Here is a 24613-nt window from a genome sequence, read left to right on the forward strand (position 1 = left end):
GCTATCGGCGGCGGCTGGTGTTTCGCGCTCTTCGGAATCTGGCTGATCGGGGTCGGAACTCACGCGCGGGATCCTTCGGGTGTGGCGGCCGCGGCCGCATGTGCGGCGGCGGGCAGGGCGGCGGCAATACGGTCGAACGCGTCCTCGTCGAGCGCCGCGGAAACGAACCAGGCCTCGAACGCGCTCGGCGGCGCATACACGCCGCCGTCGAGCAAGGCGTGGAAGAAGGCGGGGAAACGCCAGGTCTGGCTGGCCTTGGCGGCGGCGTAGTCGATGACCGGACGGTCGGCGAAGAACACGCTCACCATATTGCCCGCGAACTGCACCTGATGCTCGACCCCCGCGGCAGTGAGAGCCTCGGTGAACAGGCCGCCGAGCCGTTCGGCATTGCGGTCGAGCGCGGCGTACACCGCGTCGTCGGCGGCGCGCAGCGTGGCAAGGCCCGCCGCGACGGCGACAGGGTTACCGGAGAGGGTGCCCGCCTGGTAGACCGGGCCGAGCGGGGCCAGGTGATTCATGATCTCGGCTCGACCGCCGAACGCGGCGGCAGGCAGGCCGCCGCTCATCACCTTGCCGAAGGTGTAGAGGTCACCTGCGACGCCCTCGCGGCCGAACCAGCCTGCGCGGCTGACCCGGAACCCGGTCATCACCTCGTCCATGATCAGCAGCGCACCGTGCTCTTCGGTCAGTGCGCGCAGGCCCGCGTTGAACCCGGGCAGCGGCGCGACCGCACCCATATTGCCCGCGGCCGCCTCGGTGATCACACAGGCGACCTCGCCGGGATTCGCTGCGAACGCGGCGGTGACGGCGTCGATGTCGTTGTAGGGCAGCACGATGGTGTCGCCCGCCTGCGCGCCGGTGACGCCCGGCGAGGTCGGCAGGCCGAGCGTGGCGACACCGGACCCGGCGTCGGCGAGCAGCGCGTCCACGTGCCCGTGGTAGCAGCCGGAGAACTTGATGATCTTCGCGCGACCGGTGTAGCCGCGGGCCAGTCGCACCGCACTCATCGTGGCCTCGGTGCCGGAGTTCACCAACCGCACCCGCTGCACCGGCGCGACCCGTTCGGCGATCAGCTCGGCGAGTTCGATCTCGGCCTCCGTCGGCGCGCCGAAGGACAGCCCGCCGGTCGCGGCGCGCTGCACGGCTTCGACCACCGCGGGGTGTGCGTGGCCGAGAATCATCGGCCCCCACGAACACACCAGGTCGACGTACTCGTGGCCGTCGGCGTCGACGAGGGTGTAGCCGTTGGCGGAAGCGATGAATCGCGGTGTGCCACCAACGGACTTGAACGCCCGCACCGGGGAGTTCACACCACCGGGGATCACCGAACTCGCCCGTTCGAAGAGCTGAGCGGAAACCGGCACCGATGATCTGGTCGCGCGCGGAGAAGAACTCACGACGTCCAGTCTCTCAGCCCGATCCGATCGAGTCGACGACAGGGTGTAGTGGAGTGATCCACACCGCAGCGCGCGTCGCGCACCGACGCGGCACTCCTGCGCAACACGCCGGGCATGTTTCCTCGAATATCGGTCGCCGAATGATTGCTGATGCGTAATCTCGGTGCGTCTCACACCACATTCGGGCACCATCTACCAGCCAGAAGGGTCTGTCTATGCGGTTTGCCATCTTCACCGCCGCGGTTCTCACCGCCTGTACCACCACCGCCGCACTGCTCGGCGCAGGAACCGCCGCTGCCGCGGAACCATTCGGCCAGCCGGACCGGGTCGGTCTGCATCTGAGCCACCAGGAGACCGCGGCCATCGCCGACGGGCCGCTGCCCGCACTGGTCTCCATGCTCGTGCCACCGAACCGGATCGGCGCGGGCCTGAAGACCGACACCAAGATCTACCACGACGACAGCGGCAACGTCCACGCCTCGCTGCGCCAGGTCATGACGGAGGCCGCAAGTTACCCGGACGGCACCATCACGCTGTATATCAACGCCCCCGGCACCCACGACGGTCGCGTGCTGGACATCTACCAGCAGTGGAACTGAGTGGAGGCCGGTCACGCACTCGAGCCGGGTCTCCGGCTCAGGTGTACATGCACGGCACCGAGGCCGAGATGGTGTGCAACCGGCACATGATCCCGTTGTAGATGCCTGCGGAGCCGGTCTCCGGCGCGAAGACCGGCACGACCATGGCGGTGTCGACCGCGGCGGGCTCCAGCGGCAATGTAGTGGCGCCCGCCGGCGCGGCACCGATCCCGACCGCGGCGGCGATGGCCACCCCGACACCCAGCTTTCCAGCAAATCCGATCATCAGCATTCCTTATCGACGCAATATGAATTACAGCGAATTCCTAACGGCCACACAAAGATTCGCTACATCCAGCGTTGTGCGCCGTGCTACCGCCCACAGCAGCCGTGGCTGCACGTGCACGGTAACCGAGTCGGCGGTTGCGCGCCAGAGCGTGCCGCATCAGGCGATCCCGATGCAGAACTCGGCTGAGCCGGTGGTCGCCAGACAGGCCAGCGGCGCCGGCAACAGGTGCAGCGGCAGTGCCTGCGCAGTGGCGCCGAGGGCGGGCGGCACTGGCGCGACCTCGGCGGGGACGGCAGCGGCGGGAGGCATCGTGGCGACGCCGATCGTGCCGCCTGCCACAACCCCAGGGCGATCTTCCTCGTGTGGCTTGTCGGCTGCATGGCTTCGATGTTCCCGCGGTCGGCGCGGTAAACAGCAGCGGCGGCAATGATCGCCGGTGGTTGCCCGGTTCGGTCAGCCTCGGGTCGACGGACGCTCGGCGACGAAGCGCAGCGCCCGGGCGCCCGCGTCGATGCCGGCAATACCGGCTATGGCGACCAGAAAAGCCGCCAGCAGCAGCCACGGACCGACATAGCGGGTCGCACTGTGGGCCGGGAGGTCTCCCGCGGCGGCGAATGACGTGGTGACCAACCCGTTTCGCCAGCTGAGCACCGCAACGACCAGGCACAGCACCGCAACGACTACCTCACCGAACACTACGATTTCTCGCCTCAACGATCCGCTCCGTTCTCGCTGTGTCGGTCATCGGCGCCGCCGGGGTCTTCGACGCTATCGACCTCGTCGACACTATCGGCAATGCCGTCGGTGGCGTCGCTGCCCGGGGTGCCACACTGCCGGTCGAGCGCCTCGGTGAGCGCGGCCCGCAATCCACGGTGATCCTTGGCCCAGGCCTGCACGAAGCTACCGTCGACCAGCCGCAGTCCGATCCCGCCACGGCGGCGCGGCACCCCGCTCAGCTCGCCGAGCGCGCGCGCCGACTCCCAGTCCTCGTCGTCCCAGGAGTCCTCGTCGCGCTCGGGGAGCACCGCGGCGACGGCGCTCAGCGGGAGCGTCTCGGTACCCTCGCGCAGGATGCTGTCGGTAAGTTCGACGCTCACATGGCGTCGACCCGCGATCACCTGCAACACAACGAAACCCGCGATCAGCGCAGCACAGAAAATCAAGGCGAACCAGTGCACCGCAGTGGCGGTCACCAATTCGATGAAAAGAATGATCAGACACAGACCCGGCCCGTAGGACACCGAGCGCCAGCGCGCGCCCGGTTCGGCGAACAGAATGCCGGAGCCCTCCCCCACATCGCTCACGTCATGCTCCCGGTCGCGCCGATCACGACGACGGGCAGGACCATCGAACGCGGACGATTCAGCCGACGATGCCGGGAATCAGCAGTACCGCGACGGTGAGCACACCGAACAGAATCAGCAGGCTGAGGACGAGCAATTCTCGCCGAATGCTCTGTGGCTGTTGGATAACCACACGCATCTATGCCTCCGATCTCCCGGAGCCATCTGGTCAACGCACTCACGAAAGGTAAGCGAACGTCTGACAAGCAACTACCGGTTCCCAAGTCCACTGTGACAACCCTCACGATACATGCCGGCGTTTCCCCGACAAACTCGACCGCCTGCTCGACCGCCCGTTCACCTGCGCTTCAGCTGGAAGTACGCGGTCGAGTCCGGACGGTGGCTCAGGTAGATCGCACCCGCCGCGAGCACGCCCTGCACGATGCCCGCGCCGCCCGCCACCAGGGGGGCCACACCCGCGGTCCCTGAACCGAGCGCGAACATGGTGCCGACCGCCGTGAGCGCCAGCCAGACGCCGACGAAGGTCAGCAGCGTTCGCGCCCATAGCTTGCCGAGGAACAGTTGGTGCGCGAGCACCAGTGCGACCGCCGCGATGGTCAGGCCGAGCAGCACCGCGACCACGTACGCCAAGGACACCATCAGGTCGGCGGTGGCGATGGTGAATTTCGGATCGCTCTCCTGCATCTGGTCGAACATCTGCTTGGCGAATTCGTGCCGATTCTGCACCGCGGCCAGCATCGAGCCCGCGAGTTGCACAATGCCGAAAACGACAACGCCCCACCACAATTGACGTGCGGTCCGGATGTCCTCCGGCGGTGCGGGCGGCTGCGGCACAGCGCCCATCGGGCCTATCGGGTTCGTCACGACAGCCAGTGTGCGGCCTCGGTTGCCCAGTAGGTGAGCACGATGTCCGCGCCCGCCCGCCGGATGCCGAGCAACGACTCCATGATCGCGCCCCTGCGGTCGATCCAGCCGCGCTGGGCGGCGGCGGTGATCATCGCGTACTCGCCGGAGATCTGGTACGCGGCGACCGGAACCGACGAGTGATCGGCGACATCGCGCAGGATGTCCAGGTAGGACATCGCGGGCTTCACCATCACGATGTCGGCGCCCTCGGCCAGATCCAGCTCGAGCTCCCGGATCGCCTCCTTGCGGTTGGCCGGATCCTGCTGGTAGGTGCGCCGGTCGCCCTCCAGCGAGGAGCCGACGGCCTCGCGGAACGGGCCGTAGAAGGCCGAGGCGTACTTGGCGGCGTAGGCGAGGATGCCGGTGTCGGTGTGCCCGACCGCGTCCAGCCCGCGCCGGATCGCGCCGACCTGGCCGTCCATCATCCCGCTGGTACCGAGCAGGTCGGCGCCGGAGTCTGCTTGCGCGAGCGCCATCTCCACGTAGCGGTGCAGGGTCGCGTCGTTGTCGACGGCACCGTTCGGGGCGAGCACACCGCAGTGCCCGTGATCGGTGAACTCGTCGAGGCAGGTGTCGGCCATGAGCACCGTCGAGCCGCCCACCTCATCGGCCAGCGCACGCAGGCCCCGGTTGAGGATGCCGTCCGGATCGCTGGCCTTGCTGCCGGTGGCGTCCTTGTCCTCCGAACGCGGCACCCCGAACAGCATGAGCCCGCCGACACCCGCGGTCACCGCCTCGACGGCGGCCTTGCGCAGCGAATCCATCGAATGCTGCATCACCCCCGGCATCGAACTGATTTCCCGCGGTTCTTCCAGGCCATCTGCCACGAACATCGGCAGCACCAATTGCCGTGGCTGCAGAGTCGTTTCGGCAACGAGGCGGCGCAGAGCGGGGGTACGGCGCAACCGCCGCGGGCGGTCCATTCCGGTCATGAACCGCACGATACGCCTGCCGCCTCCCTGGTGTTTCAGCGGCGCTCTTCCCGCTACTGCGCCAACCGCGAAAGTCCTTGTGGCCAGCGGTTTTTGTCGGTGCCCAGAGGTAGAATCGAAGAAGTGTTCGAGAGATTCGCACTCGAAAACGCACCACTACGGGAGGACTGGCGATGCCCGCTACCGCACCCAAGTCGAAGACCGTCATCATCGACCGGCCGTATGTTCCGCTCCAGAAGCGGCCGCTGCCGGCAGGCCGCCCACGCAAGTGGTACGTCAGCCACAACCGCAGGCTCAAGGCCATGCGGCTGACCATCGCACTGCTCGATTCGGGCATCTATCTCCCGAGCCAGGCGAGTAACGAGCGCATTCGGCGCACCGCGGAACTCATCGATATCCGCCCACCATCGGACACCACCTGCAGGCTGGTGCGCACCCTGATGCGCTACAGCCGCTGATCCCGCCGAGCTGCCCGGCGTTCGACCCGGTGGCCGGTGGCCGGTGGCCGGTGGCCGGTGGCCGGTGGCCGGTGGAAAAGCGAAACGCCCACAGCGCGGTGGGCGTTTCGTCCGACAATCCGATTACCGGCTGCGGCGGCTCTTCTTACGCGGCGGCGGCAGCAGACCCTCGGCGCGCAGCCGTGCGGCGTGCTCGGCGAGCGCCTCGACCAGCGGGCCGACCTGAGCGACCTCCGGCTGCACGTCGACGCGCAGACCGAATTCGATGGCGGTCTCGGCCGTCTTCGGGCCGATGCAGGCGACGATGGTGCGGGCATGTGGCTTGCCCGCGATACCGACCAGGTTGCGCACTGTCGAGGACGAGGTGAACAGGACCGCGTCGAAACCGCCGGTCTTGATCATCTCGCGGGTCTCGGCGGGCGGCGGCGACGCGCGCACAGTCCGGTAGGCGGTGACATCGTCGATCTCCCAGCCGCGGTCACGCAGACCCTCGGCGAGGGTTTCGGTGGCAATGTCCGCGCGCGGCAACAGCACTCGGTTCACCGGATCGAAAACATCGTCGTAGGGCGGGAAGTCGGCAAGCAGACCCTCGGAGGACTGTTCACCGCTCGGGACCAACTCCGGGTTGATGCCGAACGAGCGCACCTTCTCCGCGGTGGCCTCGCCGACACAGGCGATCTTCACACCGGAGAACGCCCGCGCGTCCAAGCCGAATTCGGCGAACTTCTCCCACACCGCACGCACCGCGTTGGTGGAGGTGAACACCACCCACTGGTAGCGGCCGTCGACGAGACCCTTGACCGCCCGCTCCATCTGGGCGGGACTGCGCGGCGGCTCGACCGCGATGGTCGGCACCTCCATCGGGATGGCGCCGTGCGTCACCAGCCGCTCGCTCATCTCGCCTGCCTGGTCCTTGGTGCGCGGCACGAGCACGGTCCAGCCGTACAGCGCGCGCGACTCCCACCAGGACATCTTCGAGCGCTGCGCGACCACCTTGCCGATGGTCACCACCAGCGGGCCGACCAGCTCGGAGGCGGCGCTGTTGAGCGTGGCGAGGGTCGCCTCGATGGTGCGCTGCTGGCGCGTGGTGCCGCGCACGGTCACCGCGACCGGGGTCTGCGGCGCCATGCCGTGTTCGACAAGGGCGCTGGCGGTTTCGGCCAGGTGCCCCGAGGACGCGTGCAGCACCAGCGGGCCGGGCGCGGCCGCGAGTGCGGCCCAGTCGACCTCGCCGCGCACGTCGGCCTCGGTGTGCCCGGACCCGAGTGCGATGCCCGCGTAGCTCGGCACCGCCGAGCCGCCGGGCAGACCGGGCAGTACCTCGAAGACCATGTGCGACCTGGTCACCGCGGTGACCTCGGCGATAACGGCGTCGGTGGTCAGCGGGTCGCCGGAGACGACGCGGACCACGTCATGGCCGTTGCGGGCTTCGGCGATCAGCGTTTTGGCCACCTCGGCGGGTTCGCCGAGCGCTGGACGCACGTCGACGGGGCGCTCACCGTCCTGATCCGCCTGGACGGCAGTCCCGATGAGGGCGAGCACGCCCTTGTCCACATCGGGATCGGTGAACGCCAGCGTCGCCCGGCCGAGTACCTCACGGGCGCGCACTGTCAGCAATGCCGGGTCGCCGGGACCCGACCCGACGAAAAGGATCCGACCGGGATGCTTCTTGGTAGCTCGGCTGCTCATCGGCTGTTCTCCATTGGGCTGGGATCGACAAAGTCTGTGGCGGGCAGATCCACCGCCTGTGTGGGGGAACCGAGCGCCTCCGGTTCCACGCTGGTGAGCAGCTCACGCGCGCCGAGCTCCAACAGCTCACGGGCGAGTGCTCGACCCAACTCGGCCGCCCGCTCCGGGGCGCCGACCACGGAAGCCCGCAGCACCTCGGAACCGTCGATGGCCGCGGCGCATCCGCGTAGCGAGAGTTCGTCGACAACCCGGCCGTCGTCGTCGAGCGATTCGACGACCTCGGCGAGCGCGCCGATCGGCGCGGTGCAGCCCGCCTCCAGCTCGGCGAGCAGGGCCCGCTCCGCGAGGATGGCCGCCCGGGTGGCGGCGTCGTCGAGTCCGGCAAGCACCGCGAGCAATGCGGTGTCGTCGCTGCGGCATTCGACAGCGAGCGCACCCTGGGCAGGAGCGGGCAACATCTGCACCGGCTCCAGCGCCTCGGTGACGGCGTCCAGACGGTCGATTCTGGCGAGCCCCGCTCTAGCGACGACGACCGCGTCGAGCTCGCCTTCGGCGACCTTGCGCAGCCTGGTGTCCAGGTTGCCGCGCAACGGCACAATGTCGAGACCGAGTCCGAGCGCACGCAACTGCGCCGCGCGCCGCGGCGCGGAGGTGCCCACCTTGGAACCGGCGGGCAGCTCACCTAGCACGAGGCCGTCGCGGGCGACCAGAGCGTCACGCGGATCCTCGCGCACCGGAATGGCGGCGATGGTGAAACGGGGGTCGGGCGCGGTCGGCAGATCCTTGTACGAGTGCACCGCGATATCAATGGATCCGGCGGCCAACTCGTCACGCAGCGCGGAGGTGAACACCCCGACGCCGATCTTCGCGACCGGGTCTGTCGCGTTGTTGTCGCCTGCGGTCCTGATCACGACCAGCTCTGCCGCCTGCCCAGCCGCGATCAGCGCGTCGCGAATAGTGCCCGACTGGGTGAGCGCGAGCAGACTGCCGCGCGTGCCGATCCGCCACGGCGCATGAATGCTGCCTGCGGTCACGTTGTCCTCTTCCTGCACGATGGTCATGCGGACTGCCCCCGTTCTTCGCCGAGGTGGCCTGCCGTGAAGTCGTCGGCCAGCACAATGTCGCCGTCGCCCGCGAACCGGAAGGACCCGTGCTCGCCGCCGATCGCGTTGATCTCCATCGGCGCGGCGACCGCTTGCGCCGCACCAGGTTTGAGCTCGAACAATTCCCGCAGCGCCTCGGCATAGCTGTCGCCGCCCGGCGTCGAGGCCAACTGCTTGACCCGTACCGTCGGCGCGTGCAGCAGCTTGTCGACCACGCGGCGCACCGTGCGCGCCACCTCGTCGCGTTCCGGGTCGGCAAGACTCGGCAGCCGTGAATCGAGACGAAGTAGTTCGGCCTCGACCACCTCGGCCGCGCGCTGTCGCAGTGCGGCCACGGTCGGCGTCACCTCGGCCATCCGCTGGCCGGCAAGGTATTTCGCGAGTTCATCGGCAACGATCGCGCGGGCGGCGGCAGTGTCGTCGGCAGCGGCTCCAGCAGCGGGGTCGCGCTGCAGCGTCTCGATGTCGATCACCGTGATGCCGGGCAGCCCGGCAACCGCGTGCTCGACATCACGGGGCAGGCCGAGGTCGCAGAAGATCAATGGCCGTTCGGTCGAAGCGGATTCGGCGCGTTCGCGATCGGCGAGGGCGCGATGGGTGTCGGCCAAGGTCACCACAGCGCCGACCGCGCCGGTACAGGTGATCACGACATCGGCGGCGGCCATGGCCTCGGTCAGCCGCGACAACTCCATCGCCGCCGACTCGACCCCGTAGGACGCCGCGGTCTCCGCAAGCCTGCTCGCCCGCTCGATGGTGCGGTTCACCACGATGATGCGACCGATGCCCGCACGCGAAAGATGAGCCACGGCAAGGCCGCCCATCGCACCGGCGCCGACGACAACGGCGGTCCGGCCCGCGAGCGCGGTGTCGGATGGGACGGCCGCGGACCCCTCCGTGGTTACCGGAGCTGGCGCCTGCGAACCGTTCGCAGCCGCCCGCAGCACCTGCTGGGCCCGATCCAGCGCCACCGAAACCACCGAGGCGCCCGCTCTATCGATGCCGGTCTCCGAATGCACCCGCTTGCCGACCCGCAATGCGTGCTGGGCCAGTTCGTGCATGGTCCGGCCGACGGCCTGCTGCGAATCGGCGGAGGCGTAGGCACTGCGGATCTGGCTGAGCACCTGCTGTTCGCCGATCACCATCGAATCGAGGCCGCTCGCCACCGCGAACAGATGCTCGGCGGCGGCCTCGCTGTAGCGGACGTAGGCGTGCTTGGTCAGATCCGGCAGCGGCAGTCCGGAATGCTTGGTCAGCAGGTCGCCGATCTCGGCGAGACCGCCGTGAAAGGCGTCGACCACCGCGTAGACCTCGACCCGGTTACAGGTGGAGACGATCATCGCTTCGGACACGTGGCTGGAAGTGAGCATTCGGTCGACCAGCTTCGGGCGGTCGGCATCGGTGATGGCAACCTTCTCCAACACCGAGACGGGAGCGCTCCGATGCGAAATCCCGACCAAAAGAACACTCATGGGGTAACCACCGATCCCTTGCTGCTTGGCTCCGTTGCCGAATGCGAGGTCGAATGCTTGAGTGCCGGATGCGCGCGATGGGTGATGCGGCCCGATACGGCACGTGCCACTTCGGGCAACGGCGGTGCGTTGCGCGAAGCATCGAAGGAAAGCATCTGCATCTCGACGGCCAGATCCACCCGGCGAACCTCGACGCCGTCCGGCGCGGTCAGCTCGCACGGGGCGAAGCTCAGAATCGACTGCAGTCCCGCACCGACCAGGCAGTCGCACACCGCCTGCGCCGCGTCGTCGGGAACGGTGATCACCGCGATGGTCGGCTGCAGCACGGTGACTGCCTCGGCGAGTGCGGCGACGTCACGCACCACCAGACCGGCGACCTGTAGGCCGATCACCTCGGGGTGACTGTCGAACATACCGACGACGGTGAAGCCGCGGCGCTGGAAACCGCCGTAGCCGACCAGTGCCCGGCCCAGATTGCCGGCACCGACCAGTACCACCCGATGTCCCTGCGACAGCCCGAGCACATCCTCGATCCTGCTGCGCAGCTTCGCCACGTCATAGCCGACACCCCGAACGCCATTGGGTCCGAGAAAGGAAAGGTCCTTGCGCAACTTGGCGGAATTGACACCCGCCGCGACAGCCAGTTCCTCACTCGATACGATGGCAACACTGTCGTCGGCCAACATGGCGAGGACCCGGAGATAGGTGGCCAGCCGCGCAACAGTGGCCTGCGGGATGTCCTTCTGCAGAGCCCTGCCGGAGACGCCGCCTGGCGTCTCATGCTGCTCTGTCACGTCGTCGGCTCCTCGTTCCGGACTGCTCAGGTCCGGTTCGCTGTTCGACCTCTTGCCCGGGGCGGTCCGGTGCCATGATCGAAGTATCGGAATGCTGGGTGTCATTACGCGGTGGGTCCGCAGCCTGGGCATGGGGGTCGCGTGCCACCACCGTAACCGCTTGTGAAGCCCTGCACAAAGTCGGTGAATTTGGCCTCATTTTCCGCCGCGACCAGCAGCGCGGCAGAAACGGACAGGATCAGCTTTCCCTCAGCGGGTCAAATCGGACCGCAATCGGGGCTCGTCGACATCGAAATAGCTGTGCTCACGGCCGTCGAGCAGCACGACGGGCAGCCGGTCACCGTACTCCGCGCGCAGGCCAGGGTCGGTAACGGCGGCCGCATCGACATCCACCGTCGCGGGCTCGATCCCGAAGTCGGCGCAGATCACCCGCAGCTGTTCCAGTGCGGTGACACACAGCGCGCAGCCGGATCTCGTCAGCAAAGTCACCGAATGTGTGGGATTGGTCATGACGGATATTAAATCGCCTCGCCACGCCCGGTTCGGTGCGCGCGGTAAGCCCGTGACTGTCACCGCTTCCGGCTACTGTGGACGTGGTTCGCGCGACGGGCGGAGGTACTGGTGCCGGAACAATCGAAGGTGGCCCACAGTTCAGGGACGAAGGCCGGATTCATCGCCGGACGATTCGGCGAGTTTCCGGTGCGATGGAACCAGGGCAGGCTCGGCCAGAGCCTCCAGGACCAGCTTGCGCGGATCTCCCGCAGCCCCTTCGGCCCGAGCGAGGAAGAGCTGCGGGCCAACCTGGCAGGCGAGGCGAGCGCGGATGCCGCGCTGACGCTGCACGACGCCGACCTGGCGGCCGCCGAACAGGAAGCGACCGGACCGGAGGTGCCGCGCGATCTCACCGCGGCCGCGTTCTTCGATGTCGACAACACCATGGTGCAGGGCGCGTCGATCGTGCACTTCGCCCGTGGTCTGGCCGCACGCAAATACTTCAAGACCTCCGACCTGGTCGACGTCGCCTGGAAGCAGGTCAAATTCCGCGTTACCGGCAAAGAGAACAGCACCGATATGGCAAGCGGCCGGGAAAAAGCGCTCGCATTCATCGCGGGCCGCCCGACTGCGGAGCTCGCCGCACTCGGCGAGGAAATCTACGACGAAATCATCGCCGACAAGATCTGGCCGGGGACAAGGGCTCTCGCGCAGATGCACCTCGACGCGGGCCAGCAGGTGTGGCTGGTCACCGCGACGCCGGTCGAGCTGGCGCAGGTGATCGCGAAACGGCTCGGGCTGACCGGTGCCCTCGGCACCGTCGCCGAAAGTGTGGACGGAAAGTTCACCGGCCGGCTGGTCGGCGACATCCTGCACGGCCTCGGCAAGGCGCACGCGGTGCGCACCCTCGCGGTCCGAGAAGGCTTGAACCTCAAGCGGTGCACCGCTTATTCCGACAGCCACAACGACGTGCCTATGCTGTCGCTGGTCGGCACGGCGGTGGCGATCAACCCGGATTCGGATCTACGGGAGGTCGCCAAGAATCGCGGCTGGGAAATCCGTGACTTCCGGACCGGCCGCAAGGCCGCCAAGATCGGCGTGCCGACCGCACTGGCGCTGGGCGCCGCCGGTGGTGCGGTGGCAGCGGCAGTCACTCGCCGCCGCGAGCACTGACTATCCGCTGAAAGCGTTGCGGCGCTTGGTCAGCAGTTTGTAGAGGGTCTGCTGGATGGTTTCGCGGACCTGATCGGTGACCTCGAACATGGTCATCGGGTCGTCCGCGGCTTCGGCCTCGTAGCCGTTGGTCGAGATCGGCGCGCCGAACTCGATGTACCACTTGGACGGCAGCGGGACCGCGCCGAGCGGACCGAAGTGCGGGAACAGCGGGGTCACCGGGAAGTACGGCAGGTTGAGCAGCCGCGCCAGCGGCTTGATATCGGCCAGCTTCGGGTAGATCTCCTCGGAACCGACGATCGAGCACGGGATAATCGGGGTGCCGGTGCGGACCGCAGCGGCGACGAATCCGCCGCGGCCGAAGCGCTGCAGCTTGTAGCGATCGGTGTACTGCTTACCGACGCCCTTGAAGCCCTCGGGGAATACGCCGGTCAGCTCACCCGAGCGCAGCAGTCGTTCGGCGTCCGGACGGCACGCCAGGGTGTGGCCCGCCTTGCGGGCCAGCGAACCGAGCACCGGCGTCTCGAAAATGAGGTCGGCTGCCAGCAGGCGCAGCGCCCGCTGCTTCGGATGCTTGTCGTGCACCGCCAGCTGCAGCATCAGTCCGTCCAGCGGCACAGTGCCCGCGTGGTTGGCGACAATCAGCGCGCCACCCACCTCTGGAATGTTCTCCATCCCGCTGACCTGCACCCGGAACCAGAAATCCGACATGGGACGCAGCATCGGCAGGAGCAGCGATTCGAGTAGGTGCTCGTCGAAGCCGAACTCGTCGACCTGGTAATCGCCGGTGAGCCTGCGCCGCGCGAAATCCGCGGTCTTGCCGATCTGCTTGCCGAGGGCGCCGCGCAGCATGTCCGACAGTGATTGCGGCACTGGCGGTTCGGTGGCAGCAAGCCGTTCGGTCAGCGAGGTCACCTGGCCCGACGACGACTCACCGACCGTGGGCTCCGGCCAGCGACGCGCGGTCGGGCGCGGGCGCGCCTCGATATTCACGTCGTGGAGTTGGATGACTTTCGCGACATCGTTCATGGTTGTGCTCCCGTACCGGCCCCGAGCAGGCCGAGCAGTTTATTTTCTGCGGCATCGATCCATGCGGGATCGATGACGGGCCGCAACGCTGCGCCCCCGATAAAGTCGTCGAACGCCTGCACCGTCGTCCAGCGCGGCACGAACCCGAGTTCGGTGCGCATGCGCGTGGTGTCCAGGCCACAGCCGAAATGAAAATAATCGAGTTGTTCGCTGCTGAATTCGCGCATCAGCGGGCCCATCAACGCGCGTCCCGCCGTGCGGAACACCAGGAACGGGATCGGAAGCTCGATGCGGCCTGCCCGCCGCACCGCTTGCGATAGAGCAAGGGCGCCGTCACCCGCAATATTGTATGCGCCGACGGCCGAAACTTTGGCAGCATGCGCCAAAGCGGCGATTGCGTCCTGCTCGTGGACCAGCTGCATCCTGGCATCGCGCCCGAACACGGTCGGTGCAACCGGCGAACGCAAATACTGCACACCGCGCCCCGCCAGCCGTGGACCGACGATCGGCGCGAAACGCAGAACCGCGGTGGCCATATCGGGGCGGCGCCGGGCAAGCCCGCGGACGAATCCTTCGATTTCGATCATGTCGCGCGCGAATCCGCCGCTCGGCGGTATGCGCGCACTCATTTCTTCGGTGAATTTCGCGGGGTCTTTCGCGCTGCATCCGTACACCGCCGACGTCGAGCGCACCACCACTCGCCGCACCGACGGCGACTTCTGGCAGACCGCGAGCAGCTGCATGGCGCCCAGGACGTTGAGGTCCTTCATCACCGCTCTGCTGAAACCGGCGGGTGGCCGCGCCAACAGCGCGGCATGCACGACGGTGTCCACCTGTCCGCCATCGATTACCTTGCGGATCAATGGATTTCGAATGTCGGCGCGAATGAATTCGGCACGGCCCATGCGGCGGGAGAGCTCACGACTCGGGGTCATGGTGTCGACGGCGATGATGCGTTCGATGCCGGGGTCCTGGGCGAGTCTGGCCACCACATTGCCGCCGAAGAACCGGCTGGCGCCGGTGACCAGCGCAACCTTGGGTGTGTGTCCATCTCTTATCTCAGATCCCACAGCACCGGATCCCAACTCGACAGCCCCCATTTCATTTAATGCGGTTCAAGCGTAACCGCTGCCATACGACGCGCCGAGATTGTTAACGAGGATCTAACGATGACTTCAGTCACCCGATACACAAACCGTTTTCAAACTTGAGTGTTTCAAAACGAAAAGCCCGCCACCGGATCGGTGACGGGCTCCCCAGCTAACGCGCAGCGGCTTACTTGCCGAGTTTGCGCCGCTGAACGCGGGTGCGGCGAAGCAGCTTGCGGTGCTTCTTCTTCGACATGCGCTTGCGACGCTTCTTGATCACAGAACCCATAGGGTTGTTCCTCGCGTTCTCTCTACTCGGCGCGCACGTCAATCACGTACGCCGTACTCGGCATCCGCGCCGCCGACGGCCACCGGACACCACGAAACGGTGCCACCGGCAGGCGAACACGAACCGAGGGTTCATCCTACCGGGACACCCCGAGGCGAACGAAACCGCCTCATCCAGCGTCGAAGTAGGACGTCTCCAGGTAGTCGTGGACCGCCTTGGCATGCACCCGGAACGACCGACCGACCCGCACGGCGGGCAACTCACCCGAGTGCACGAGCCGATAGACCGTCATTTTGGATACCCGCATCAAATTTGCCACCTCGGCGACGGTGAGGAACTGGGTGCCGCCACCGAGCACGGGTTGCGTTGGAGATACCGAACTGCCTTGCGACCGGGAACCTGCCCGGCTGGTAGATGGTCCGGAGCCGCCAGGCGACGTCCCTGAGCTATTTGCAGACATCTTGTTAGACATCATTGCACCATTGACCTCCGGCACGTCCGCGCCGCCGGCTTCCCCACCGGCGGAACAGACACGCACGTGCTCCTTGAAGCTTAGCGGGACCAGTGGGATTACTGCGACGGGTGTGAGAAATAAGCTTTGCTTCCAGGGAACCAATCGGTCACTCGGTAGACCTGCCCTGTTCCGCAGACCGTTGCTTGGCCGCGTGCAGCGCCTCCAGGAACGCGGACCGGACCCCGCCCCGCTCCAACTCACGCAGCGCCGCGGCTGTGGTGCCTGCGGGCGAGGTCACCGCGGCGCGCAGCTCCACGGCGCTCTGCTCGGCATCGTCGAGCAGCGCGGCGGACCCGACCATGGTCTGCACCACGAGCTGGGTCGCGACGTCCCTGGCGAGGCCGAGGCCGACGGCCGCGTCCACCATCGCCTCGACGACAAGAAAGAAATACGCGGGTCCGGAACCCGACACCGCGGTGACCGCGTCCATCTGCGACTCGGCGACGGTCACCACTTTGCCGACCGCGCAGAGCAGGTCGGCCACCTCGGCCAGCTGCTCCGGCCTGGCATAGCGCCCCGGTGCGAGCACGCTCATGCCCTGGCCGACCAGCATCGGGGTATTCGACATCACCCGCACCACGGGAAAGCCTGCGGGCAGCTTGGCCTCGAGTCGTGCGGTCGGCACGCCGGCCGCAAGCGAGACGAGCACCTGATCCCGGTCTGCATCGAGTTCGGCCTTGCCCAGTTGGGTCAGCACGGTGTCGACGTCACCCGGCTTGACCGCGATCACCAGCAGATCCGCGCCGATGACCGCATCGGCCACCGACTCGGTGACCCGCACGCCGAACCGATCGGCGATCAGCGCGGCGCGATCCGCGTGTGTCTCGACGATAACCAGGTCCTTGCCCGCGCGACCCGACTCGAGCAACCCGGCGACCAACGCCTCCCCGATGCGACCTCCACCGATCACCGCAATTCTCGTCATGGGGGTAAAGGTTAGACCGCGCTCAGCGCTGCGGAATCAGCGCCAGCTGGCGGCTTTGCGCGACGACCGCACCAGTGGAATCGAGAATCAGCTGATCCTCGTCGAACATGCGGCCGCCGACTTCGTGGGTGGTCGCGATGATCCGCAGCCAGCCGGGGGCGGGCCTGCGGCGCAGGTAGGTGGTCATCTGGACGGTCGGAGCCCAGCCGAAGTGGCCGAGGTTCATCGGGACCGGCGGGCTCATGTCGGCCGACATCATCGCGAAGAACATCGAGACATCGGGATCGCGCTGATCGCCCGCGCGTGGGCGCATCCACAGCCGCAGTCGCGGTTCGGCCTGCTCGCCGTCCAGGAACCTGGCCCACTCGCGGTCGATGTAGAGCTCCGCGCCCTGGCCCACGTGCACGATGCTGCCCATCGGGGAGCCGGATTCGTAACCGACGGCGTCGGCGGGCGGCGCGGCGGGCATATCGCCGTGCTGCGGTGCGTACAGCGGATCGGCGTCGTCGAGGTGTCCGAAGGTGAAGGCGGTTCGCACCAGACTGCGCCCGTCCTGGATCAGGGTCGTATCCGCCAGGCAGATCTGACGGCCCACTTTGCGGATGCGTACCTCGTACTCGACTGCACCGGGCTCCGGAGCGCCGAGGAAGTCGGAGCTGGCCGTGATGGGCGCCATCGCGACGAGCGCCGGATCGGAGGCGCGCAGCCAGTTGGTGGCCGCCGCGGCGCTGGCCGCGACCATGGTGCCGCCGTGCACCTTTTTGCCGATCGTCCAGATCTTGTCGATGATGCCGAGGTAACGACCGGTGTCGGGGGTGGTCGCGGACAGTTCGGTCAGCGCGCATACGCGGCTGAACGGCGCGTCGGTCTCGGTGTCCCGCTCGAGGTCCACGGTCAGCTCCGGCATCGTCACTCCTGTCGTTCCTGTGCCGCATCGGCGGTCCGCGGCGATAGCCGAGACACCACGCTTATCCGATACCCGGCGTTCGTACAGCGTAGAACGACCGGATTCGGCGTCCGCATTCCCCTCCGGCGAGCGTGGGCGAACGACCTCGTCACACCTGGCCGGCGTGGCTCGGCGCGGGCGCGGGAGCAGGCGCCATGCCATTGAGATGCTCTCTGGCGAACGCGAGCGTGCGGTGCAGCATCGCCGCACGGTCTTGAGTCGTGCGTGCGCTCTGGGTATTGATCTCGGCGACCGCATGTCCGGAGAAACCGGTGCGCACCAGGGCCGCGCACAGCTCCACACAGGGCTGGGTGCCCTCGCCGGGCACCAGATGCTCGTCGTGTGCGGCACCGCGGCCGTCGGCGAGATGCAGATGCGCGAGGCCATGCCCCATCCGCCCGGCCAGCGCCAGCGGATCGGCGCCCGCGGTCGCGGTGTGCGAGAGGTCGAGGGTGTAGTGCCGGTATCCGACATCGGTCGGATCGTAGGACTGACTGAACGCGGTCACGCCGAGCCCCGGCCCGCCGCGCCGCTCCAGCCGCTTGACCGAACCGGCGCCACGACCGAACAGGGTGTCCGCGCGCATCGGGAACATATTCTCGACCGCGACGATGACGGTGCTGCGCTCCTCCAGCTCGCCGACCTGGTCGGCGAAGCCCTCCGCATAACGGCGCTGCCACCGGAACGGCGGATGCACAACCACGGTGCTCGCGCCGAGCGCCTCGGCGGTGCGCACACTGCGCTCCAGCTTGGCGACCGGATCCGAGCCCCACACTCGCTGCGAGATGAGCAGGCACGGCGCGTGCACCGCGATCACGGGCATGGAGTATTTACGGGCGTAGGCCTGCACAGTGGCGATGCTCTGACTGGCGGGCTCGGCCCAGACCATCAACTCGATGCCGTCGTAACCGAGTTCGGCCGCGTAGCGGAAGGCCGCTTCGGTGTTCTGTGGATACACCGAAGCCGTCGAAAGACCGACCAATATCTGTCGCTGTCCGCCGACGCACGCGGGCTCGCCGGGCGAGTGGGGTTCGGCGCGCACGCCCGTACCCAGTACGTCCGCGCCGACCACACTTCCCACCTGTGTGTCGTCTGCCTGCCCGATGTTCCCCACAGCAGCTCCTACTCAGTTCGTACTGAGAAGAAAGGCTAGCGGCCCGAGCGTGACAAAGATGCCGACGACGACGGCGATCACCGTGCTGAGGATGTCGTCGGTCCTGCGCAGTATCCGCACCAGCGCCACCAGGCCGAGAATCACGATCATCGCCAGGGCCAGCGCCACCCAGGGGAGCATCTCCCACATCCGCTCGAACCCCTTGAACAGCAACATGCCGGCGACCGCGGCGCCGGTGCTCTGCCCGCCGAGGATCATCCACTGCCGCCGATTGGCGTCGTACTCGGCCTTGCGCGCGACCCGCGAACGGCGCGACGACATGATCCCCGACCGCTCCGAATCCGGATGCTCGTCGAGGTCGTCCTCGTCGTCCTCCAGCGGGTCCGCATCCACCTCGAACTGCGGGTGCACATCGGTGTGGCCCTGCATATCGTCCAGGTCGATGATGTCGAGGGCGCGGCCCGCGTCGCGTTTCCCGCGGCCACGCTTACCTCGACCGCCCTCGCGTCTACTCGCGCGCGCGGCCTCCTCGCGTTCGGCCCGCTCGACCTCGTCGCGCAGCAGGTCACCCGCCACCGTCTGACCGGAAACCAGCTGCTGATCCTGGCTGGCCAGCGACCATCCCGCGGTCGGAATCCCACCGGATTCGGGCGCGAGATCGTTGTTCGGGGTCGGCGCGTGGTGTCTTCGTGCCGACCACGCGGGCAGGCCGGCATCGGCAGAGCGTCGGGATGATCTTCGCGGTGGCTCGGGAGGCGGCTCCGGACTCGGGGCCCGGTTGCCTCGCGGCGGGGCCTCCGGCAACGGCGAAAGCGGCATCGGCGCCGATTCGGGTGCGAACCCGTTGGGCGCGGGCGACCACGGCGCGGGCGACGGCCCGACGTCGAGTACCTCCTCCGCACGGCGGACGTCGAGTGCCTCCTCCGCACGGCGACGGGCGGCCCTGCCGGTTTTGGCTCCGCTGTTTCCCGCCTGGCCGTTGAGCGACCCACGGTCGGCGAGCGGGTCGGCTCGACCTGCCTCGCGCAGCGGCCGTACCTCGGTGGCTTCCTCGTCGGGATCGCGCCTGCGCCTGCGACCGGTGCGCCCGGAACCGAGCGGCGGCACGCTGTCGCCCGACAGCGGATCGGCCCCATAGGGATCGACCGGTGCGTACGGATCGACGGGGGCATAGGGGTCGGACGCGGCATGCGACGACAACGGATCGGCGGGCGCGGCATGTCGGGAAGCCGGCATGTCCCGCCCCGGCATGACCCGGCTCGAGCGGCCGGGCAACGGATCCGGCTCGGGCGCAGCGTAATCCGACAACGGGTCGTAGCGCGTGATCGGCCCCGACATCGGTGAATAGCTCGGCAGCTCCGACGCGGGCGGCGGGGGGGCGTACGAAACCGGTTCCGGTGCAGGCGCTTCGAACGCCGACGGCTGATATGCCGCGGGTTCGTATGCGGCGGGCTCGCGCACTGATGGCTGATATGCCGCAGGTTCGTATGCGGCGGGCTCGCGCACCGATGGCTGGTAGGCCGATGGTTCATACGCGGCAGGCTCATACGACGGCGTTTCGAGCGCCGGTTCATCGGGCGCGGCATGCGAGGAGCGACCGCCGCCGGCCGGGATGACAGGCAGATCGCCCGTCAGCTCCGCAACCGAGATCCCACGGCCGCTGCGCCTACGCCTGCCACCGCCACCGGAGGACGACGAACCCTGCTGACCATTGCGGGCCAGCAGTTCGGCGACCGATAGCTGTTTGGAGTCATCACTCATGGCGACACCGTTTCGATCGGGCCCGATAGCGCGGCGCCACCACCGGGTGCGGGCCTGCCAGTCTCCGCAGCCGGTCCCGGTGAGCTCGTCGCTCGCGGTCCGCCGTTCATGTCGGTATCCAGTTTGCGCAGGATCAGCCCCTCACGCAGTGCCCACGGACAAATCTCGAGGGTATCCAGCGATAGTGCCCGCATACTCGCCTCCGCGACCAATGCGCCAGCCACCAATTGCTGTGACCGATCGGAACTTACGCCTTCCAATTCTGCACGGTCCGACGCTGTCATTCGCGAGATGAAAGCAATCAGTTGGCGCAGACCTGAGCTGGTGAGTGTACGGCGCACCCGCAGTCCCGCAGAAGAGGGTGCCGCTCCGGTCAACCTAGCCAGCGAGCGGAAGGTCTTCGACGTGCCGACGGCAAGGTCCGGCTTACCCGCGTCCAGCAGCTGTTTGGTGGGCAGCACCAGCTCGGCGTCGAGCCAGTCACGCAGCACGGCGACGCGGCGCTTGCCCGGTGGATCCTCGCGTAGCCACTCGCGAGTCAGCCGACCGGCGCCGAGTTGCAGCGACAGCGCGACATCGGGTTCCTCGTCGCCGCCATTGGTCATTTCCAACGAGCCGCCACCGATGTCGAGATTGAGGATGCGGCCCGCGCTCCAGCCGTACCAGCGGCGCACCGCGAGGAAAGTCGACCTGGCCTCGTCGACGCCGGAAAGTACCCGCAGCTCGACGCCGGCCTCGGCCAGCACCCTGGCGAGCACCTCTTCGGAGTTGGTGGCCTCGCGCAGCGCCGAGGTCGCGAAGGGCATCAGCTCGACGCACTTGGAGGTCTCGGCGATGCTGGCGAATTCGGCAACGGTCGCGATCAGCCGTTCGGCCCCCTGGACAGTGATCCGACCTGCGCCGTCCATGTTCTCCGACAACCGTAATGTCGCCTTTGTCGAGCTCATCGGCATCGGGTGGCCACCACGATGGGCGTCCACCACGAGCAGATGGACGGTATTGCTTCCGACATCGAGTACCCCAAGCCGCACATGAACACGGTACTGGGTGAACCGGGGCTTTAGACGAGGCGACCGAACTGTTAGCGTCTCGAGGTGTGACGGTAGGCGCATCCGCAAACGGCCCGGCCCGGCCCCGACCAGCGGAGAAGATCGAACCGAGCCCCGAGGTCGATCTCGACTTTCCCCGCGAATGGATCGAGTTCGTCGATCCAGCAAACGACGAGCATCTGATCGTCGCCGATCTGACGTGGCTGCTGTCGAGCTGGACGTGCGTCTTCGGCACTCCGGCCTGCCAGGGAATCCTCAGCGATCGCCCGGACGACGGCTGCTGCTCGCACGGCGCCTTCCTGTCCGACAAGGACGATCGCAAGCGTCTCGAACGCGCTGTGAAAATGCTCACACCCGGCGACTGGCAGTTGATGGACCATGCCAAGAATGCCGAAGGCAAAGTCGTCAAAAAGGGCTTTCTCGAGCTCGACGACCTGGAAGACGAGCCAGCGCTGCGGACCCGGCGATTCGACGGTGCGTGCATCTTCCTCAACCGTCCCGGCTTCGAGGGCGGCGTCGGCTGCGCACTGCACACCATGGCGCTGCGCAAAGGCATCGAGCCGCTGGAGGTGAAGCCGGACGTGTGCTGGCAGTTGCCGATTCGGCGCACCCAGGACTGGGTCGACCGCCCGGACGGTGTACAGATCCTGCGCACCACCGTCACCGAATACGACCGCCGCGGCTGGGGCCCCGGCGGCATGGACCTGGACTGGTACTGCTCCGGTTCCCCCGACGCTCACGTGGGCGCACGCCCGGTGTGGCAGTCCTACGCGCCCGAGCTCAAAGAATTGCTCGGCAAACCCGCCTACGAGGAATTGGCCAGGCACTGCAAGCGCAGAGCAGGACTCGGCCTGATTGCAATTCATCCGGCGACCGTGCATGCCAACCGAATAAAGGCGGACGCACCGGTTTCCGACCAATCGACGTGAGGTTTCCATAGCGGGTGGTTCACCTGTGCGCCATGCGAGCGTCACCAATATGGGGTTTGATGTGCGGTCATGTTGAAGAAAGCCGTCACCCTGACAACCGTCGCCGTCGGAGCCGCCCTCGCCATGAGCGGCGCCGCGCATGCGGAACCCAATGGCGACCCGGCCAAATACGCCGATTTCACCGCCGACTTCCTGCCCGCCAACACCCCTGAGGCGCTCAATGCGGCAAAGGAGGGCAAGAACCTGATCATGAGCCCGTACGGCGTCACCCACACCATCGCTTGCCGCGGCACCAGCGCCGCGGATGTCTACGACTGCATGCAGGAAGACGCCCTCGGCTGGATCAGCCTGCGCAAGACCGACACCCCCGTCGGTCCCACCTGGCTCTACCTGCCCTGAGATCGCGGCGACGCCGAGGTTGTCGGGGGCCTCGGCGGATTCGCCTCGAGAAATCGCCTCGTCACGCCTCGAGTTTGTAGCCGAGGCCGCGCACCGTCACCAGATGTTCCGGCTTGGCCGGATCGCCCTCGATCTTCGAGCGCAGGCGCTTGACGTGGACATCGAGGGTCTTGGTGTCACCGACGTAATCGGCGCCCCAGACCCGGTCGATCAGCTGGCCACGGGTCAGCACCCGGCCGGAATTACGCAGCAGATATTCGAGCAGGTCGAATTCCTTCAGCGGCAGGGTGACCTGCTTGCCGTTCACGTGCACGGTGTGCCGGTCGACATCCATCCGGACCGGCCCGGCTTCCAGCACGCCGCTCTCGTTGCCGCCGTCGAGTTCGTCGCCCGCGCCGCGGCGCAGCACGGCCCGAATCCGTGCGATGAGTTCGCGTGCCGAGTACGGCTTGGTCACGTAGTCGTCGGCGCCGAGCTCGAGCCCGACCACCTTGTCGATCTCGCTGTCGCGCGCGGTCACCATGATGACCGGGACCCCGCTGCGGGTGCGCAGCTGCTTGCACACGTCGGTGCCGCTCATGCCGGGCAGCATGAGGTCCAGCAGCACGATGTCGGCGCCGGAGCGGTCGAATTCGGCGAGCGCGGATGGTCCGTCACCGACGACGGTGACCTCGAAACCCTCCTTGCGCAGCAGGAACGCGAGCGGATCGGCCAGCGACTCCTCATCCTCGACGATCAGAACACTCGTCATCTGCGTGCCTCCACACCATTGGGTCTGCTCGGCCCCGAAGGGCGCGGGCTGATTTCTCTCATGCTCACCACGGAGCCGTCGACCTCGTCGTCGCTATCGGCCTCGAGATGGGCGGGTATTCGCAAGGTGAACGTCGAACCGGTGCCCAGCTTGCTCCACAGGGTGATCTCACCGTTGTGGTTGGCGGCTACGTGCTTGACGATAGCCAGCCCGAGCCCGGTACCGCCGGTGGCGCGCGAGCGCGCCTTGTCGGACCGGAAGAAGCGTTCGAAAACCCGTTCCTGATCTTCCTTGGCGATGCCGATGCCACGATCGGTCACGGCCATCGCAACGTGATCGCCGCGCAGCGACCGGCTCACCGACACGTGTGAGCCCGCCAGCGAGTACGCGATCGCGTTCTCCACCAGGTTGGACAGGGCCGTGACCAGCAGAGTTTCGTCGCCGAGCACCTCGAGCCCGCTGGGCCGGTCGGTGCTGACGGTGATGCCCGCCGCCTCGGCCGCGGTTCGCGAGCGGTCGACCGCCTGCATCACCACCGTGTCCACGTCGACCACTTCGAGCTCGGGCAGCTTTTCCGCGCCCTGCAGCCGCGACAGCGCGATCAATTCGGTCACCATTTTGCCCAGGCGCCTGGACTCGCCGAGCACCCGCTGGCCGAAGTGGCGCACTGCCTCGGGGTCGTCGGCGGATTCCAGCATGGCCTCGGCGAGCAGGCTCATCGCACCGACCGGGGTCTTGAGCTCGTGGCTGACATTCGCGACGAAATCCCGGCGCGTGGCTTCCATCCTGGCCTGCTCGGAGTCGTCGTCGGCGAACAGCACGGTGAAGCTGGTCTCCTCGCGCGACAACTGCCTGGCCACGCCGCGCACCGCGATCCTGCTGCGGCCCGGCATCGGGTTCTTCGCGGTGAGGTCGAATTCGGCGGACTCACCGGTGGCCAGGACCTTCTCCACCGCGGCCCACGCGCGTTCGTCGAGCAGCCGGTTGCGGACGAGGCCGAGTTCCTCGGCGCGCGGGTTCACCAGCACCACGTCGCGATACTCGTCGACCACTGCGATGCCGCTCTCGGAGGCAAGAACGATGAGGTCGAGCACCTGCGACATCGTGAGCCCCGAGTCGGCCTGCCTGCGCGCGGCTTGCCTGGCGTTCATGAACGGGATCAGTAGCCCGCCGACTGCCAGTCCGACAACAGCCGCGAGGACTGCCAACAGTACGGCCTGCGGAACACTCACCCT

28 protein-coding genes are annotated in these 24613 nt (G+C 67.5%); 5 read left to right on the top strand and 23 right to left on the bottom strand.

Features of this window, described 5'->3' with window-relative positions; genetic code table 11:
- Positions 1-59 precede the first annotated feature (59 nt).
- On the bottom strand, positions 60-1397 hold the full coding sequence (gene hemL / locus ACLMAL_RS09775) for a glutamate-1-semialdehyde 2,1-aminomutase (RefSeq protein WP_411998757.1): 1338 nt from the start codon (positions 1395-1397) through the stop codon (positions 60-62).
- A 215-nt stretch (positions 1398-1612) separates the two neighbouring features.
- Between hemL and ACLMAL_RS09780 the strand changes: the two genes are divergently transcribed.
- A complete protein-coding gene (locus tag ACLMAL_RS09780; protein WP_411998758.1) occupies positions 1613-1996 on the top strand; it encodes a hypothetical protein in 384 nt (127 codons plus the stop codon).
- A 37-nt stretch (positions 1997-2033) separates the two neighbouring features.
- Here ACLMAL_RS09780 and ACLMAL_RS09785 read toward each other — a convergent pair whose 3' ends face one another.
- The 6 genes from ACLMAL_RS09785 to hemB all read right to left on the bottom strand — a co-directional run bounded on the left by ACLMAL_RS09785 (position 2034) and on the right by hemB (position 5406).
- Positions 2034-2261 (bottom strand): hypothetical protein, encoded by a 228-nt coding sequence (locus ACLMAL_RS09785; protein WP_411998759.1) that lies wholly within the window; start codon positions 2259-2261, stop codon positions 2034-2036.
- 159 nt (positions 2262-2420) lie between these two features.
- Positions 2421-2603, bottom strand: coding sequence for a hypothetical protein (locus ACLMAL_RS09790; protein ID WP_411998760.1), 183 nt, complete (start codon positions 2601-2603; stop codon positions 2421-2423).
- Between the two features lie 114 nt (positions 2604-2717).
- On the bottom strand, positions 2718-2978 hold the full coding sequence (locus tag ACLMAL_RS09795; protein WP_411998761.1) for a hypothetical protein: 261 nt from the start codon (positions 2976-2978) through the stop codon (positions 2718-2720).
- Positions 2975-3568, bottom strand: coding sequence for a hypothetical protein (locus ACLMAL_RS09800; RefSeq protein WP_411998762.1), 594 nt, complete (start codon positions 3566-3568; stop codon positions 2975-2977). The genes ACLMAL_RS09795 and ACLMAL_RS09800 overlap by 4 nt, the downstream gene beginning before the upstream one ends.
- A gap of 336 nt (positions 3569-3904) precedes the next feature.
- Complete coding sequence (locus ACLMAL_RS09805) at positions 3905-4432, bottom strand: hypothetical protein (protein ID WP_411998763.1); 528 nt, start codon at positions 4430-4432, stop codon at positions 3905-3907.
- Complete coding sequence (hemB, locus tag ACLMAL_RS09810) at positions 4429-5406, bottom strand: porphobilinogen synthase (RefSeq protein WP_411998764.1); 978 nt, start codon at positions 5404-5406, stop codon at positions 4429-4431. Before hemB ends, ACLMAL_RS09805 begins: the two co-directional genes overlap by 4 nt.
- A gap of 173 nt (positions 5407-5579) precedes the next feature.
- Between hemB and ACLMAL_RS09815 the strand changes: the two genes are divergently transcribed.
- The gene (locus ACLMAL_RS09815; protein WP_328406629.1) at positions 5580-5864 is read left to right on the top strand and encodes a hypothetical protein; all 285 of its coding nucleotides are present in this window, start codon (positions 5580-5582) and stop codon (positions 5862-5864) included.
- A 123-nt stretch (positions 5865-5987) separates the two neighbouring features.
- On the opposite strand, the gene ACLMAL_RS09820 is transcribed toward ACLMAL_RS09815, so the two are convergent.
- The 5 genes from ACLMAL_RS09820 to ACLMAL_RS09840 form a co-directional block, all read right to left on the bottom strand.
- Positions 5988-7553, bottom strand: a complete 1566-nt coding sequence (locus ACLMAL_RS09820; RefSeq protein WP_328406630.1) for a bifunctional uroporphyrinogen-III C-methyltransferase/uroporphyrinogen-III synthase — start codon at positions 7551-7553, stop codon at positions 5988-5990.
- Positions 7550-8614 carry a hydroxymethylbilane synthase gene (hemC, locus tag ACLMAL_RS09825; protein ID WP_411998765.1) on the bottom strand — a complete coding sequence of 355 codons (1065 nt, stop codon included), beginning with the start codon at positions 8612-8614 and terminating at the stop codon, positions 7550-7552. Before hemC ends, ACLMAL_RS09820 begins: the two co-directional genes overlap by 4 nt.
- Complete coding sequence (locus tag ACLMAL_RS09830) at positions 8611-10125, bottom strand: glutamyl-tRNA reductase (RefSeq protein ID WP_411998766.1); 1515 nt, start codon at positions 10123-10125, stop codon at positions 8611-8613. Before ACLMAL_RS09830 ends, hemC begins: the two co-directional genes overlap by 4 nt.
- On the bottom strand, positions 10122-10919 hold the full coding sequence (locus ACLMAL_RS09835; protein ID WP_328406633.1) for a redox-sensing transcriptional repressor Rex: 798 nt from the start codon (positions 10917-10919) through the stop codon (positions 10122-10124). The genes ACLMAL_RS09830 and ACLMAL_RS09835 overlap by 4 nt, the downstream gene beginning before the upstream one ends.
- A 249-nt stretch (positions 10920-11168) precedes the next feature.
- The gene (locus ACLMAL_RS09840) at positions 11169-11429 is read right to left on the bottom strand and encodes a glutaredoxin family protein (protein ID WP_328406634.1); all 261 of its coding nucleotides are present in this window, start codon (positions 11427-11429) and stop codon (positions 11169-11171) included.
- A gap of 189 nt (positions 11430-11618) precedes the next feature.
- On the opposite strand from ACLMAL_RS09840, the gene ACLMAL_RS09845 reads away from it, so the two are divergent.
- Positions 11619-12584 carry an HAD family hydrolase gene (locus tag ACLMAL_RS09845; protein ID WP_411998989.1) on the top strand — a complete coding sequence of 322 codons (966 nt, stop codon included), beginning with the start codon at positions 11619-11621 and terminating at the stop codon, positions 12582-12584.
- Here the strand turns inward: ACLMAL_RS09845 and ACLMAL_RS09850 are convergent, their stop codons facing one another.
- The 9 genes from ACLMAL_RS09850 to ACLMAL_RS09890 all read right to left on the bottom strand — a co-directional run bounded on the left by ACLMAL_RS09850 (position 12585) and on the right by ACLMAL_RS09890 (position 21281).
- On the bottom strand, positions 12585-13613 hold the full coding sequence (locus ACLMAL_RS09850; protein ID WP_411998767.1) for a lysophospholipid acyltransferase family protein: 1029 nt from the start codon (positions 13611-13613) through the stop codon (positions 12585-12587).
- The gene (locus ACLMAL_RS09855; RefSeq protein WP_406233680.1) at positions 13610-14713 is read right to left on the bottom strand and encodes an NAD-dependent epimerase/dehydratase family protein; all 1104 of its coding nucleotides are present in this window, start codon (positions 14711-14713) and stop codon (positions 13610-13612) included. The genes ACLMAL_RS09850 and ACLMAL_RS09855 overlap by 4 nt, the downstream gene beginning before the upstream one ends.
- Before the next feature lie 175 nt (positions 14714-14888).
- Complete coding sequence (locus ACLMAL_RS09860) at positions 14889-14990, bottom strand: 30S ribosomal protein bS22 (protein ID WP_003402602.1); 102 nt, start codon at positions 14988-14990, stop codon at positions 14889-14891.
- Positions 14991-15159: 169 nt separating this feature from the next.
- Complete coding sequence (locus tag ACLMAL_RS09865; protein WP_328406637.1) at positions 15160-15450, bottom strand: helix-turn-helix domain-containing protein; 291 nt, start codon at positions 15448-15450, stop codon at positions 15160-15162.
- A gap of 160 nt (positions 15451-15610) precedes the next feature.
- On the bottom strand, positions 15611-16429 hold the full coding sequence (gene proC, locus ACLMAL_RS09870; RefSeq protein ID WP_411998768.1) for a pyrroline-5-carboxylate reductase: 819 nt from the start codon (positions 16427-16429) through the stop codon (positions 15611-15613).
- A gap of 22 nt (positions 16430-16451) precedes the next feature.
- Positions 16452-17336 carry a thioesterase family protein gene (locus ACLMAL_RS09875; protein ID WP_411998769.1) on the bottom strand — a complete coding sequence of 295 codons (885 nt, stop codon included), beginning with the start codon at positions 17334-17336 and terminating at the stop codon, positions 16452-16454.
- 148 nt (positions 17337-17484) lie between these two features.
- A complete protein-coding gene (locus ACLMAL_RS09880) occupies positions 17485-18360 on the bottom strand; it encodes a sugar phosphate isomerase/epimerase family protein (RefSeq protein WP_411998990.1) in 876 nt (291 codons plus the stop codon).
- A gap of 141 nt (positions 18361-18501) precedes the next feature.
- The gene (locus tag ACLMAL_RS09885) at positions 18502-20250 is read right to left on the bottom strand and encodes a hypothetical protein (protein ID WP_411998770.1); all 1749 of its coding nucleotides are present in this window, start codon (positions 20248-20250) and stop codon (positions 18502-18504) included.
- Positions 20247-21281: a Ppx/GppA phosphatase family protein gene (locus ACLMAL_RS09890; protein ID WP_328406641.1), complete on the bottom strand. Its 1035-nt coding sequence runs from the start codon at positions 21279-21281 to the stop codon at positions 20247-20249. Before ACLMAL_RS09890 ends, ACLMAL_RS09885 begins: the two co-directional genes overlap by 4 nt.
- Before the next feature lie 65 nt (positions 21282-21346).
- On the opposite strand from ACLMAL_RS09890, the gene ACLMAL_RS09895 reads away from it, so the two are divergent.
- The gene (locus ACLMAL_RS09895; protein WP_411998771.1) at positions 21347-22228 is read left to right on the top strand and encodes a hypothetical protein; all 882 of its coding nucleotides are present in this window, start codon (positions 21347-21349) and stop codon (positions 22226-22228) included.
- Positions 22229-22297: 69 nt separating this feature from the next.
- Positions 22298-22627, top strand: a complete 330-nt coding sequence (locus tag ACLMAL_RS09900) for a hypothetical protein (protein ID WP_411998772.1) — start codon at positions 22298-22300, stop codon at positions 22625-22627.
- Positions 22628-22688: 61 nt separating this feature from the next.
- Here ACLMAL_RS09900 and ACLMAL_RS09905 read toward each other — a convergent pair whose 3' ends face one another.
- Together ACLMAL_RS09905 and ACLMAL_RS09910 are read right to left on the bottom strand one after the other, a co-directional pair.
- Complete coding sequence (locus ACLMAL_RS09905; protein WP_328406643.1) at positions 22689-23378, bottom strand: response regulator transcription factor; 690 nt, start codon at positions 23376-23378, stop codon at positions 22689-22691.
- Positions 23375-24610, bottom strand: a complete 1236-nt coding sequence (locus ACLMAL_RS09910; protein ID WP_328406644.1) for a sensor histidine kinase — start codon at positions 24608-24610, stop codon at positions 23375-23377. Before ACLMAL_RS09910 ends, ACLMAL_RS09905 begins: the two co-directional genes overlap by 4 nt.
- Between the last annotated feature and the right edge of the window lie 3 nt (positions 24611-24613).

Origin of the sequence: Nocardia sp. CWNU-33, from assembly GCF_046764895.1 — a bacterium.
GTDB lineage: Bacteria > Actinomycetota > Actinomycetes > Mycobacteriales > Mycobacteriaceae > Nocardia.